At 67.4% G+C, this 13284-nt stretch carries 12 protein-coding genes and 1 pseudogene; all 13 read right to left on the reverse strand.

From position 1 onward, the window contains the following. Nucleotides 1-80: 80 nt before the first annotated feature. On the reverse strand, nt 81-3026 hold the full coding sequence (locus CKO31_RS01520) for an ATP-binding protein (protein ID WP_200233353.1): 2946 nt from the start codon (nt 3024-3026) through the stop codon (nt 81-83). A gap of 2 nt (nt 3027-3028) precedes the next feature. Continuing rightward, nucleotides 3029-5329 carry a methylation-associated defense system ATP-binding protein MAD8 gene (gene mads8 / locus CKO31_RS01525; protein WP_200233354.1) on the reverse strand — a complete coding sequence of 767 codons (2301 nt, stop codon included), beginning with the start codon at nt 5327-5329 and terminating at the stop codon, nt 3029-3031. Between the two features lie 6 nt (nt 5330-5335). Next, complete coding sequence (locus tag CKO31_RS01530) at nt 5336-6220, reverse strand: methylation-associated defense system protein MAD7 family protein (RefSeq protein ID WP_200233356.1); 885 nt, start codon at nt 6218-6220, stop codon at nt 5336-5338. 35 nt (nt 6221-6255) lie between these two features. Beyond that, nucleotides 6256-6564, reverse strand: coding sequence for a helix-turn-helix domain-containing protein (locus CKO31_RS01535; RefSeq protein ID WP_200233358.1), 309 nt, complete (start codon nt 6562-6564; stop codon nt 6256-6258). Nucleotides 6565-6793: 229 nt separating this feature from the next. Continuing rightward, entirely contained in the window at nt 6794-7789 is a 996-nt protein-coding gene (locus tag CKO31_RS01540) for a hypothetical protein (protein WP_322789070.1), read from the reverse strand. Nucleotides 7790-7887: 98 nt separating this feature from the next. Beyond that, a pseudogene (locus tag CKO31_RS27470) lies at nt 7888-8217 on the reverse strand (N-6 DNA methylase); the annotation flags it as partial. Continuing rightward, nucleotides 8186-8575, reverse strand: a complete 390-nt coding sequence (locus tag CKO31_RS01550; protein WP_200233370.1) for a hypothetical protein — start codon at nt 8573-8575, stop codon at nt 8186-8188. The gene CKO31_RS01550 and the pseudogene CKO31_RS27470, both read right to left, overlap by 32 nt. Before the next feature lie 234 nt (nt 8576-8809). After that, nucleotides 8810-9175 carry a type II toxin-antitoxin system VapC family toxin gene (locus tag CKO31_RS01555; RefSeq protein WP_200233372.1) on the reverse strand — a complete coding sequence of 122 codons (366 nt, stop codon included), beginning with the start codon at nt 9173-9175 and terminating at the stop codon, nt 8810-8812. Between the two features lie 53 nt (nt 9176-9228). Beyond that, nucleotides 9229-9465 carry a FitA-like ribbon-helix-helix domain-containing protein gene (locus CKO31_RS01560; protein WP_200233374.1) on the reverse strand — a complete coding sequence of 79 codons (237 nt, stop codon included), beginning with the start codon at nt 9463-9465 and terminating at the stop codon, nt 9229-9231. Nucleotides 9466-9597: 132 nt separating this feature from the next. Further along, entirely contained in the window at nt 9598-10380 is a 783-nt protein-coding gene (locus tag CKO31_RS01565; RefSeq protein ID WP_242475060.1) for an esterase/lipase family protein, read from the reverse strand. An 83-nt stretch (nt 10381-10463) separates the two neighbouring features. Further along, nucleotides 10464-11861, reverse strand: coding sequence for a DEAD/DEAH box helicase (locus tag CKO31_RS01570; protein WP_200233376.1), 1398 nt, complete (start codon nt 11859-11861; stop codon nt 10464-10466). A gap of 141 nt (nt 11862-12002) precedes the next feature. Next, nucleotides 12003-12233, reverse strand: coding sequence for a zinc-finger domain-containing protein (locus tag CKO31_RS01575; RefSeq protein WP_200233377.1), 231 nt, complete (start codon nt 12231-12233; stop codon nt 12003-12005). A 45-nt stretch (nt 12234-12278) separates the two neighbouring features. Continuing rightward, nucleotides 12279-13199: a branched-chain amino acid transaminase gene (locus tag CKO31_RS01580; RefSeq protein ID WP_200233378.1), complete on the reverse strand. Its 921-nt coding sequence runs from the start codon at nt 13197-13199 to the stop codon at nt 12279-12281. Nucleotides 13200-13284: the final 85 nt, after the last annotated feature.

The following is a 13284-nucleotide window of genomic DNA, read 5'->3' on the forward strand; positions in this document are numbered from 1 at the left end:
ACGCGGACATACCTGAGCGCGCGCGGGAGCTCGGCTCAACCGCGACGCCCATGGCCTTCACGGGGTGCGTGAGACCTCGTTTATTGCTGTGGACCAGGATTTAAGCCTGTAACACCCATGGCTGTCTTGGTTCCACCCCCATGCCGCGTCACCCGTGGACGCATGCGGACCTTCACCACACCCTTGCTGAAGGCATCGTCCGAGGCCTTGCTTGACCAGACGTAGGCTTCACCCGCCTTCAGGTGGGCCATCTGCGACGGGGTCAGCCCGGCCAATGCGGCATTGGCCTTTTGGATATGCTTGAGCCAGGCCGGAGAATTGAACTTGTGCAGGATGACTTGGCTGGAGAGCTCGATCAGCGACACCGGCACCGAAGGCGGGTCCTGGCTGGCCACCAGAATGCTGGTCCCCTTGTGGCGCATCTCCCGAACGACTTCCACCAGCCCCGCGACGAGGTCCGGACTGTCGATGTACTTGTGGGCCTCGTCGAAGACCACGAGCTTGTTGAAGCTGCTGCCATCGTAGCGGGCGTCGGCAAACAGCTGCAGCAACACGACGAACAACCCCAGCGCCTCATCCTTCTCGATGAACTCATCGCGCAGGTCCACGATGATCAGCCGGCCGGGGCGAATCAGCTCGGCAAGCCGCTCGCCGTCGTCGATATACTCGGCCGCCAGGTCCAGGCGCATGCGGGCCAGCTCCTTGAGATGATCGGGCAGCCGTGACGCGTCGATGCCCGCCCGCAGGCCCTCCAGCGTGACCTCGTCGCGAATCGACTTCATGACCCGGTTCAGTTGCCGCAGATACGTCGCCTGGTTACCAACGGCGCCCATCAGGAAGCGCCAGTGAGCGGTTTGCAGCTCGGCGGCGGAGAACTTCAGCGGAAGTACCGTCAGTCCCGGATACTCCCCGCGCCGCTCTTCCAGCTTGTCGCTGGGCACGAGCAGCAGGACATCTTCCAGGGCGGCTGGCTCTGCACCATAACGCTCGCGTAGTCGCCCGAGCTGTTCGTTGTCATCGTTCGGGTCCACCATGGACGTAAATTCGGGCCGATAGTCCATGGTCGGGCTGTAATGGAAGATGACCGTTGCCAATGGTTGCACCAACCGGTTGATCCGCGGGATCACCAGCGATGCCATCTCAGCAGTCGTGCCCAGGCTGTAGCTCTTGCCGCCGCCCTGCACGCCGAACAGGCTGATGGTGTGGGTTTGGTTCAGGTCCAACGCCACCTTGCGGCTGTTGCACTCGCCGAGCAGGCCGTACTGCGGTGAGTCGCCGGTGACGCCCAGCATCACATCGTAGTCTGGCCCATTGTCAGGATGCGCCGCTTCCTGCCTCGGTGATGACGTCCCAGCGACCTCGTCGATGTGGTTGGTCGGCGTCGCATGAGACTCCGCCGTCACATCCGGGTGGCCTTCGTCGAGCCTTGAGACGCACTCTCGATCGGCCGCAGGCGGATCATCATCCCTTCCCGCTGCATGCCGATGGGGTGCTTTCCCCTCGGAGCCATCATCATCGGCAACCTTGGACGTCAGCGACCCGCTCGATTCGTCCGGACGGTACGCACGATCGGGTCCAGTACCCGCTTCCATGCGCTCCCACGATACGGTGCGATCCCGCATGCGGTTCATGAAAGCCGCATCGGTCAACGTCGGCACGGACGGTGCGCGCTCGCGACGCTCATCCAGCTCCGGGCCGCGCGGTGCACGCTCCGGCTCCGGAGCCGCCATCACCAAATCGCTCGGCGGCGCGATCGTCGTCTCGGGGGACGGCGCCGCCGCCTCCACCAGCTGGCGGATCAGATCCACGCCGATGCGGTGGTACTCGACGCCCTGGTCCATCTCCGGGGCCTCGGTGCCAGGCTTTTCGAAGTCGAAGATCACGGCGCTCCGTGTGAACGCGAGCCGATAGCCATCCTCCAGCGTGCGCAGCAGGAACCGAGCCTCGTCGGCGGCGGCCGGTGCGATGATTCCATAGCGCTCGGAGCGATCGAGGTAGAGCTCAAGCAGTGCGGTCAACTCGCGTGTCTTCACCAGCCGATCCGGCCGGTCCGCCGGGGTGTGGTGCGGATCGAAGTGATGGGCCAGTACCATCTGGCTCTGTTCAATCTGCGCCGCGACGCTGGTCTTGAGCTGGTTGAAGGCAGCAAGGTCGCCGACTTGACTCCAGCACTTCACCTCCACCAGGCGGCAGGTGATCACGCGCGCCGCCGCGTCCAGGTCCACCAGCGCCAAGTCCGTCCGCTTGAAGCTGACCTCTTCCCCGAGCTCGTCCGCCTTCTGTTTCAGCGCCCGGTACAGGTCCAGGTGCGCGTCCAGCGGGATCACGATCTGGTTCTCGAATGCCCCCTGGTGCTCCAGATACATCCGCGACAGCGCCAGGCCGAGCGCCTCGGCCCGTTGTGTAGGCGCCGAAATCAGCTTCAGCGCCAGCCGTCCGGACAGCGAGCGCAACTGCTCCAGAATCGCCACCGCATGCCGCCCGTCGGCATCCAGCCGATAGTCCCGCAACACCGGCCGCAACATCGCTTCCAGCTCCGTCACCGAGCGGGATGTGATCACCAGCTTGTGCCCCGAGAGCTCGAGCCCCGCCGGTGAATGGTCGATCAGATAGTCCGGCCGATTGACCATGCGCCCGTGGTCGAAGAACTCGATGCCCAGGTTCCGGTCAAGCGTCATCACCCAGTCGCTGACCTCGTGCACCTGATGCAGCAGTGCCCGCTCCTCCCCGCCGAGAGCGAGCGTCACGACCGGTCGCAGCGTCAGGCCGGTCTCCCCGGTCGCTACTGTCGCCGCCGCAGCGGAAAGACGCTCCGACAAGATTGCGAGCAGATCGGTCAGTTCCTCGGCGTCTACCAGCGGCAGCGCGGAGCCGTGCCGCGGCTGCCGATGCCAGGACACGTTTGTCGCGTCCTCTACGTACTCGACATGAAAATCCTGAATCAACCCGTGGAGCGGTGCGACCGCCTCTCGTGGGTCTACCCTGGCCGCACCCACCTCCTCCGCCGGGAATAGATCGAACAGCAAGGTCAGATGAGCCGCGTGGGCTTCCGGCTCGGCACGAAACGCCGCTGCCGGCAGCACCGCGAGCCGCAGCTTCGGGCATACAGGCTCCAGAACGGGCTCAGATTCTCCACCGCTGTCAGCACACTGCCGACCGCGTTGGGCAACATCGGCGGAAAGGCGACCGGACCCAGTTGTTCGAGCAGGGCCTCGCGCGTGCTCGTCAGAAACTCGTTCGGCGCGCGGATGCCGGCATCCAGCCACCGCCGACCCAGCTCCGCCCAAACCACCAGCCACAGCGCGCGCAGCGGATGAGTGGGCGCCATCAGCACGGCGTTGCGTTGCCGGTCGCGGTGGTCCGTGATGGCCAGGGTCACGGCATCCACCGTCAGCACACGCCTCAGGTCCGACAGCGCCCGCGAGCGCGTCGCGGGCTCATGGGCGCCGGCGCCGCGAGCAAGGGTCTGCAGCAGCTCCACGTAGGCACTGGCGTAGCGAAAGACCTCGGTCCGCAGGGCGCTCAAGTCCGCCCCTTGGGTGATCAGCTCCCGGGTGTCGGCCCGCAGTGCCGCGAAGTAGGCCGCCCGAGCCTGAAGAAAAGCGCTGCACTCCGGACCGGACGGCCAACGGCTCACCTCGCCCGTACTGTCGCCGGCCTCGCCCAGCACAACGGCGAGCCGCCAGGACACGGGCCCGTCCGGCGCCGCCAGGATCTTCTGTTCCACCTGTTTCAGTACCCGCGACACCGGCACCTGCACCCGCCCATCGCGGCCAAAATGCGCCTCGATGGTCTCGCTGCCGTGTCCGACGCGGCTCGCGGTGCGGCGCTCGGCCCATTGCACCTCGGTGGGCTGGATAGCGTGCGGGTGGCGGCCTTCGCTGATCGCGGTGAATTGCAGCAGCCGTTGCGCGTGGGTCACGCTGACTGCCTTCGGCGTCGCACGTTGCGGCGGCTCCACGTCTACTTCGGACTCCGGAAGCACGTAGAACAGCTCGCTCTCGTTCGGGTGCGGCACCCCGAGCTCACTGTCTGCGGCCCAGGGCAATGGATTGCCGTCAATATCCGCCAGTGGCACCAGCTCGCCGTCCTCGGTCTGCGCCAGCACGCGCACAAAGTGCCAACCCTCCTCCCAGTCCACCTTGGTCAGCCGCGTGAAGCCGATCCGCGCGCTGAGCGTGCCCGTCTTCCATGCCTGCTTGGTGCGCACCAGCCCCACCGGGCCATGGTCGCGGGAAATCACTTGCGCCGCGAACCGCGCCAGTCCCTGCACCCGCGACGGCGCCGGGTCCACCGCGAAGCCCACGGAGAACTTGCGCAGCCCGCCCGGCTTGCCGGTGCCGCCGAGCGGAAGGATCTGCTGGCCGATCAGTTGCGAGAGCTTGGGGTCCGTTTCGTCCTCGGGAACGACCGGCAGATCCGTGGTCACCTCCTGGATGCAGATCGCCTCCGGCTCCGTGCCGCCATCCTCGAAGGCCCAGCGATGAAAGGCCAGCGGCCACAGGTTGCGGTCCAGCACGATCTGTCGGGTCCAACCGCGCGGATCGAGCAGCCCGGCATCGGCCAGGTACTCCCCGAGCTGGTTGCGGAAGGCCCGCTCCGCCAGTCCCAGCGCCGACACCCGTGCCCGCTCCGAGCCCTCGGACCAAGTGAGCCGACGCATGCAGTCCCGATTGCGGGTCAATCGCCCCGGCGCCGTTGCCGGATCGGCGAACAGCTCGAAGTCCGGGACCAGGCCGATCTCGTACAGCGCCCCCCCGTAGCTCTCCGGATCTGCGCCGTTCGCCTTGGCCGTGAGCAGCCAGCGCACTACGGACGCATCGTCCGCAAAGGGCCAGGGCTCATCACCGTCGCGCAGGCGACCCAGGCCCTGGGTCAGCGCCCCGCGCAGCGCAGTCGGCAGTTCCTCCAGCAGGCTTGTGCGCAACCGTGGCAGCACCTCGCCGAGGGTCAGCTCCTCGAAGGTCGCGGTACCAAAGGAATCCTCCGCGGCGGTGCGCAGCTCCGAGGGCACGAATGCCAGCAGCGGCGGTCGCAGGCGGCCGTCGGCCTCCGGGTTGCGCAGCTCCACCAGCTTGGTGGCGCTGACGCCGAGGGCCGGTGGGATGGACGGGTCCCGACCGTCGCTGAGGATGACGATATTGGCCTCCGAGACCTCCTCCCGCAGCCGGGTGCAAAGCCGCAGCATCAGGTCCCGGTCCAGATCGGACACCCGCATGCAGTGGCCAGCGCCACGCCCACGCACCGTCTCGGCGAGCAATGGGGCCACCGTCTCCTCCACCGCCAGCGCCAGCTCATAGGGCTCCAGTGGCCGCAGTCCGCGCATCATGTCTCCTTATCCGCCGCTCGCTCCGCCCGTAGATGGTGCCTCACCAATGCGGTAGCGCGGCGTAACGGTCTGCGCGACATAGGCATCGGACAAATCACGGTAGAAGCCGATCTCCCGCAGGCGCGCGACGAAGGCGCGCTGGTTCTCTCGCAGTGCGCGGCGGTCATCGATACTCGGGGCATCGAAGGCGAGGTGGAACGCCAGCAGCGTCTTCAGGTAGTCCACCATCACCGAGCGCGGAATGAAGCGCTCGTAGAACAAGAGCCGCTGCACGTCGTCCGCCAGCAGGTCTGCTGCACCAATGCACAGCGGCGGCCAGCTGTCACGGTCATTGCGGGAGTCCGGGGCGTCCTCCACCTGGTTCAGCAGGCGGCTCAAGGCCTGGGTCTCCACGTCCAGCAGCGCGTCGTCGGTGCACCCGGTACCCGGGTCCTGCCCCGGAAAGAAGAACCGCTTCAAGTGATCGATGGCCTTTTGCCCGGCCCCGTGCCGGGCGTAGAACAGCATCTCGTACAAGTGCTGGGCAGCGCCGTAGTCCCGTGCGTGCCTGGGATTGCGGAAGCGATAGGTGAAACCATGCAGCGGCCGCGGCGCGGCGACGGCCTGGTTGGCCTTGCCGCGGTTGACCAGGTCCAGCAGGTGAGTCTCGATCCAGCGCTCCAACACCTTGCGGTGGCCCTGGAATCCGCTGAACCACTCCGGATGCGCGAGGAGCTCGTCCGTGAAGGCCTCCACCGACAGCTCGAACTTGCGCCGCAGCCGGCTCGGAAAGCCATCGTGCGCCAGTCGCGCGAAGAAGGCCGTGAGCACCCGATCCATTTCCAGGTACTTAAACTCCAGGTAGCTGATCTTGTGCAGCCCCATCTCCGTGTCGCGCTTGGATAGGCCCATCTGCTTCTCCCCTGACGCGCGTGGGTGGTTGCGATTCAAGCCGCCCTTTCGTTCAGCACTTCCGGATGCCGCAGCGCAATCTCCAACAGGCATCGCGCCGCGCCGGGCGGGGCGTATCGACCTTGCTCCCAATCGCGCAGCGTCGCCACCGGCGTCTCGATGAGATCGGCAAAGGCCTGCTGAGACAGGCCCAGGCGTTCTCGGGCGGCCTTTACCAACAGCTGCTCAGCCGTGTAGGCGCGGCCGGCGCGCCCGGCCGCCATTTCCGCCAATCCGTCGCGCAGCCCCGGGACTTCGCCGCCGGCATCGCGCTCGATGGCCTCGGCAATCTTGTCGACGTTCACGATTTCGCCCTCTTGATGGCTTCCGCCTGCATGTTGTCCCGATGCGACTTGCCGTAGAGCGCAATCAGATAGACAACGCCCTCGGCCGTCAGGTTGAAAATGTCGGCGTTTCGATGACTGTTCTCACAAACCAGAATGTACGGGATACCCGTAGACGGGGCAAGTCATGAAGAGCCGCGTACCCAACACGAAGCGCAATGCTGGTCCAGTTGGCCCCGGTCCAACGTGCTCACCCGGGTGCCCGCCCGGCGGCGAAACCTGCGCCCAGGCGCTCCATCGTCAACCGCCCATCGTCCTCGCGCTGCACGCGGAAGAAGTCATGCCCGGTGGTGGTGAGCAGCACCTCCCGATAGGGCTCGGAGCCCAACAGGTTCTTGAACACGATCAGGTTCAGGTAATGGCCCTGCTGCTCCTCCACCGTCGGTCGATAACCGGCGTTGAGCCGCATCAGCATTTCGAAGACATCGAGGTCGATGGTGAGCGCGGCGGCATCTCGATTCACCGCAGGGTCCGAATCGCCGGCAGGGCCGTGGTAGCGCAGCAACAGCGCATTCGGCATGTGCTCGACGAAGCGCAAGCCCACCGCCGCGTCCTCCACGGCCAGCGAGAAGCGCGCCGCCGGAAATAGCCGATAGCTGCGGATGGTGCCGTTCTCCACCTCCCGCACCTGAAGTGCCAGACTGCCGCCGGCATTGGGATCCGTGCCGGTGGCGGTTCCGAGCCGCGCCGGCTCGCTCAAGCCCTCGCCGCGGTTGATGCCGGTGATCAAATCGGGCAGCAACCGTGCGAGCAGTGCCTGCCGTTCGCCGTTGGTCTCTGTCCCGGCCGTCATCGCCGCCAGCATCCGCTCGCTCGAGCGATACGGCAGCATGGTGCGCCAGCCGCCGTCGCGGCGCTCGAAGAAGGCGCGGCGGCGGGCCATGGTCAAAAAGTGCCGATGGGCCGCGGCGGTCTCGCCGCCCGGCTGGCCGCCCAGGTCCCGCGGGAGGTCGTCGAACAGCCGTTGCAGGATGTCGCGGTCATACCCGCCCCGGCCGGCGAAGGAAAAGGGGCCGAAACCGGCGGTCGCCCCGCCCGTGTCCGCGGCGGGCCCGACGAAGGCCAGAGCCCGGTCCAGCCGCGGATCGGTGGCGAAGCCCGGGTCCACTTCAGCCAACAGCCGCAGCAGCCGGTCCGCGTTCGGCTCGTCGCCGCCCATCCAGCTGTTGAAGTAGAACCCCTGCACGATCTCCCGGCGCCGCCCTGCCGCATAGAGGTCGTGGACGGGTTGGTCATCAGCACATCGATGGTGCCGAAGGGGATCTCCTTCTTGGCCGCGGGCAGGCCGTCCAGGTGGCCCTGCGGGAAGCTCAAGCTGTCCAGGTGGAAGACGTGGCCGCGGTCGCCGGCGGCCATGAGCAGGTTCATCGTCGTCGCACGCACCAAGGCCGGGTCGAAGTCGCAGCCGAACAGGTTGGTCTGTACATAGCGACGCACCGCATCGGCGGCGCTCAGTGCATCGGCCGTGTCCGGCTCGGCGCCGTCGGCGCCGCTTACGGTGTCGCGCTTGTAGCGGGCGAGTTGGTGCGCAACAGTGGCCGCCAGGAAGCCACCGGTGCCGCAGGCCGGATCCAGCACGCGCTCATTCGGCTTGGGGTCCAGCATCCGCACCATCAGCTTCACCGCGCCACGGGGCGTGAAGTACTGGCCGCGATCCCCGCGCAGGTTGTCGCCGACGATCTCCTGGGATGAAGTTGTGGCAGCGCCGGAAAGCGGCCTTGAGCATCTCCGGCTCGGCCTTGCGCAGCCGGGCGCCGGAGGCCAAGAGCCGCGTGCCGATGGTCTCGTCCGCCAGGGGCCAGTCGCCCATGGAGCGGAACTTGACGTCGAAGCGGGTGGTTTCCTTCTCGAAGTAGAAGAAGTCCAGGCCGTTGGTCCACAGGCCCCAGAGACAGCTGTCGGCCTCGGCCATTGCCGCCTTGAGCAGTGCGAAGTCCTTCTCGGCCTCCTCCGGCGAGCGGATCTTGACCACGCCCTTGCGACCGATCGCGGGCGATGCGCTGGCGCACCTGCTCCTTGGCTGTGTCCTTGACCGGCTGGTTGCTGATGTAGTCCAGCAGCATGCCGTCTTCCAGGGTCGTGGCCTGGTCCTGGCTCGTCGCGTCTGGGGATGACGGCACGGCAGCGTCAGTTTTGGCCGGCGGCTCGAAGGCCTCGGGGGCTTCGGCAACGCGATCCTGGGACTCCTTCATGGGGACTTTCTCGGTCACGGTGTGGTCGCTTGCCCAAACGGATTCAGCAACCGCACGCCGGTGGCCGTGAAATCGTTGCTGTTGCGGGTGACCAGCGTCAGGTCGTAGACCAGCGCGGTGGCCGCGATCTGCTTGTCGAGGGCGTTCTCATGGTGGGGCACGCGCAACCGGCCCCAGACCTGCGCCACGTCGGCGTCCAGGCTCAGGATCTGGCTGGCGTAGTCCTGCAGCACGGTCTCGAGCCAGCGTGCCAGTCGCTCCGCCTGATCCGTGTCGCCGCGATGGCGGATCAGCTCGACGCCGCGGCGCAGCTCACCGACGGTGACGGCGGATAGAAACAGCTTGCGGCCGTCGTTGCGAGCGCTCTGGAAGAACCGCACGGACGCCCCGGTCCGCCTTCTCGCCCTTGCCGCCTTCACTGATGACGTTGATGTCAATCAAATACACCCGCAGCCCGCTCCCTGGTCTCGGCGCGCTCGAAGTCGCTGTCCTCGCCGACATCGGGCATGGAGGCCAGGACCTCGGCGAAGCTGCGCTTGGGCGGGGACAGCAGCGCCTGCTCCAGGATCAGCCGATGCTCGGCCTCCGCGCTGCGGCCATGGCCGGCGGCACGGCGCTTGAGCGCATCGACGATACGCTGATCGAGGTTTCTGACGAGCAGGTTGGCCAAGGCCCGGCCCTACACTTAAGACAATGATTGCAATGCTGGCAGACCAATGGGAGCCGTCTAGGCAACGCCGAGCGAGCTGGTCTCTACCGAGGTCTTCAAGGGCGTATCTCCCGTAGTCTGGCCAGAACGCCGTTACTCGGGATAGAGCCAGGCCCGCAAGCCCTCGCGGCTGAAGGGCTGCCAGGCGTCGGCGGGCTGGGCGAGACGGTCGGCGATGGCGTAGAGGGTCAGCGGATGCACGCCGAGGCCGAGGTGGCTCGACTCCACCTGGATGTTCTCGGCCTCGGGTCCGCTGGGGATGATGCTGTGCTCCCAGGGCACGATGCCGTCGCTGCGGCTATAAAGGCTGCTGGTGGGCACCGGCAGCGCTCCGTGCAGGTCGCCGAGCTCCGCCGGCAGACCCATGGGATGGCCGGTGAGGCGCTCGTATCCGCGCCACAGGTCGGCGGGGCGGGGCTCGCCGTCGACGGGCGTGCCCAGGGTGAGCACCTGGCGCACCTCGCCGGGCGCCGCCAGTGCCAGCGCCCGGGCATAGAGGCCGCCCAGGCTCCAGCCCACCAGGCTCACCGCTCGGCCGTAGCCCTCCGCGAGCTCGGCCAGGCGGCGGCGGCAGGCGTCGAACACCCCGGCGCGGGGGCCCAGGTTCACGCCCTGCCCCCAGGCAGAGACCGCATAGCCGCGGCCGGAGAGAAAGCCGCGCAGCGGCAGGGTGTTCAGATCGCTGCCGAACATGAGCGGCAGCACCAGCACCGGATGGCCGTCGCCCTTCGGGGCGGTGGCGAGCAGCGGCTGCGCGGCAATATTGGCGCCCAATTCCCACGGGGCGCGAGCCTCCAGTGCCAGGCGCATCGGCGCGGTGAGCCGCTGCATGAGCTTGCCGGCGACGCGGTTGTTCGATTCGAAGCTGTGGGCCATAGGACTGCGTCCTTTCTTTCGTATGGGGCGAGCTGTGCGGGCAGCGGCTTCGCCGCACGCGCCGGCGCTCGGCTTGGCCGGCGTCAATGCCGCCGCTTCGGCGGCTCGAAGCCGGCTTCGACACCGTCCCCGGATGGCTTGGCGGCAGGCTGGCGGCGCTTGCCGATGTTCTTGCGATCCCGCAGTCGCTGTTTGGACTTGGCGCCGGCCTTAGCGCCGGCCTTGGGCTTCGCCTTGGCGGCTCCGGCAGCGCGCTTGGCTCCCGGGCGGGCCGCCGCCTTCTTGGCCGGCTTTCGCCGCTTCGGCGCGCCCCGGAAGAGCGCATCCAGCCCGTCCAGCGTACGCTGCTCGACATGGAGCCCGAGATAGCGCTCGATACCCGCCATGCGGTTCCATTCCGGCGCGCTCACCAGCGACACCGTGAGCCCGGACCGCCCGGCGCGGCCGGTGCGCCCGCTGCGGTGCAGGTAGTCGTCCCCGCTGCGCGGCACGTCCAGATTGACCACCAGCTCCACACCGGGCACGTCGAGCCCGCGGGCGGCAACGTCGCTCGCCACCAGCACCGCCACAGTTCCGTCGCGGAACAGGCCCATGACCCGCTTGCGCTCGCGCTGGTCCAGCTCCCCGTGCAGCACGGCGCAGCGGATGTCGAGATCCGCGAGCCGAGCCGCCGCCGCCTCTGCGCCGGCGCGGGTGTTGCTGAATACCAGAGCGCGCTCGTAGTCCGCCTCCATCAGCAGCCGATGCAGCAGCCGCGCCTTGTGCGCCGGGTCATCGGCGAGGATCAGCTGGTGGTCGATGTCCGGGTGAGCGCTGCGATGATGATCCAGCGTGACGGTGAGCGGGTCTCGCGACAGGTGCGCCGCAAGCTCCGGCACGCCGCGCCGGTGCAAGGTGGCAGAGAAGAGCAGGGACTGACGCGCAGCGGGGGCCTGGGTGATGATGGCGACAACGTCTTCGACGAGGCCCATGTCCAGCATAAGGTCCGCCTCGTCCAGCACCAGGAAGACCAGGTCGGTGAGGTCCACCTCGCCCGTCTCCAGGTGCTCTAAGAAACGCCCCGGCGTGGCGATGAGAATCTCCGGGTTGCGCCGCAGCGCGTTGACCTGGTGGTTGCGCGGGTCGCCGCCGACGATGGCGGCGGCCGTGAGCCGGGAGTAGCTGCCGAGGGCGTGGAAATGGTCCAGCACCTGGTAGGCCAGCTCCCGCGTCGGCACCAGCACCAGCGCGCGGGTGCCGGCCCGGGGCGCCGGCGAGGCCAGCAGCCGCTGCATGATGGGCAGCAGAAAGGCCGCCGTCTTGCCGGAGCCGGTGGCCGCGGCGGCCATCAGATCGCGGCCGTCCAGCGCCGGCGGAATCACGGCGGACTGCACCGGCGTCGGCGTCTCGAAGCCGGCCTTGGCGATGCCGCGCAGCAGCGGCTCGACGAGGTCGAGCGACGCGAAGCCGCAGCTGTCGGAGGAGTCTGGCTCAGTGCTCATGGATTGATGAGGGGCGAGCTTCGAGTTTCGAGGGGCGAGTGTCGAGTTTCGAGGGAAGAGGAGGCACTCAAGCCCTCAGCCCTCAGCCCTCAGCCCTCAGCCCTCAGCCCTCAGCCCTCGATACTCGTCACTCGTCACTCGTCACTCGTCCCTCAACTTATACTTCGCCCCACAGTACGGACAGATCGCCTCATGATTCGGATCATCCTCGATGGGCAGATAGACCCGTGGGTGCATGTTCCAGACCTCTGCATCCGGCATCGGGCAGGACAGGGGCAGGTCCTTGCGGGTGACGGTGCGTACGTTTGGCTCGGCCGCTGGCGGCGGGCTCGCGGCGGGCTGGGAGGGCCGGTCGCGTCGCGACTTCAGCATGGATGAGGCTCCTTCACGGTGTACAGCATGGATTCGGCTCGCGCCTCAGACCAGCGTCAGCCAATGCAGGTGCTCGGGGCTGCGCCCGTGCACCACGTCGAAATACTTGGTCTGCAGCCGCTCGGTAATGGGTCCGCGGGTGCCGCTGCCGATGGCGCGACCGTCCACCTCGCGGATGGGGGTCACCTCGGCAGCGGTGCCGGTGAAGAAGGCCTCGTCGGCGATGTAGACCTCGTCCCGGGTGATGCGTTTTTCGATGACCTCTAAGCCCATGTCCGCGGCCAGGGCCATGACGGTCTTGCGGGTGATGCCGTCCAGCGCGGAGGTCAGGTCCGGGGTGTAGATGACGCCGTCGCGGACGACGAAGACGTTCTCGCCGCTGCCCTCCATGACATAGCCCTCGGCGTCCAGCAGCAGGGCCTCGTCGTAGCCGTCGCGCACGGCCTCCTGCAAGGCCATCATGGAGTTCATGTAGTTGCCGTTGGCCTTGGCCCGGCACATGGTGATGTTCACGTGATGGCGGGTGAAGGACGACACCTTGATGCGAATGCCGTGCTTAATGCTCTCCTCGCCCAGATAGCTGCCCCAATGCCAGGCGGCGACGATACAGTGCACCTTCAGGTTGTCGGCACGCAGGCCCATGCCCTCGGGGCCGTAGTAGAGCATGGGCCGGATATAGGCGGATTCGAGCCCATTCTCGCGTACGGCGGCGCATTGGGCCGTGTTCAGTATGTCGGCGTCATAGGGCAGGCGCATGCCCAGGATGTGGGCGGAGTTGAAGAGCCGCTTGGTGTGGTCCTGGAGCCGGAAGATGGCCGCGCCGCGCTCGGTGGCATAGGCACGGACCCCTTCGAAGACCCCCATGCCGTAGTGCAGCGTGTGGGTCAGCACATGGGTGTTGGCGTCGCGCCAGTCCACGAGCTCGCCGTCGTGCCAAATCACGCCATCGCGGTCGGCCATGCTCATTGTCGTTCTCCGTTGAGACAGGGTTTACAGCGCGCTGGGGAGGCGGCATGGGGTCGGCTGACAACGCCCTGCGGTCTGCGCTGTC

Source organism: Thiohalocapsa halophila, assembly GCF_016583825.1.
GTDB lineage: Bacteria > Pseudomonadota > Gammaproteobacteria > Chromatiales > Chromatiaceae > Thiohalocapsa > Thiohalocapsa halophila.

Excerpts from the sequence above, each read along its gene's own strand:
- CKO31_RS01530 (WP_200233356.1), bottom strand. The coding sequence starts at position 6,220 with ATGGGCCTATCCAAGCGCGACACGGAGATGGGGCTGCACAAGATCAGC.
- CKO31_RS01575 (WP_200233377.1), bottom strand. The coding sequence starts at position 12,233 with ATGCTGAAGTCGCGACGCGACCGGCCCTCCCAGCCCGCCGCGAGCCCG.
- CKO31_RS01570 (WP_200233376.1), bottom strand. The coding sequence starts at position 11,861 with ATGAGCACTGAGCCAGACTCCTCCGACAGCTGCGGCTTCGCGTCGCTC.
- mads8 (WP_200233354.1), bottom strand. The coding sequence starts at position 5,329 with ATGATGCGCGGACTGCGGCCACTGGAGCCCTATGAGCTGGCGCTGGCG.
- CKO31_RS01580 (WP_200233378.1), bottom strand. The coding sequence starts at position 13,199 with ATGAGCATGGCCGACCGCGATGGCGTGATTTGGCACGACGGCGAGCTC.
- CKO31_RS01565 (WP_242475060.1), bottom strand. The coding sequence starts at position 10,380 with ATGGCCCACAGCTTCGAATCGAACAACCGCGTCGCCGGCAAGCTCATG.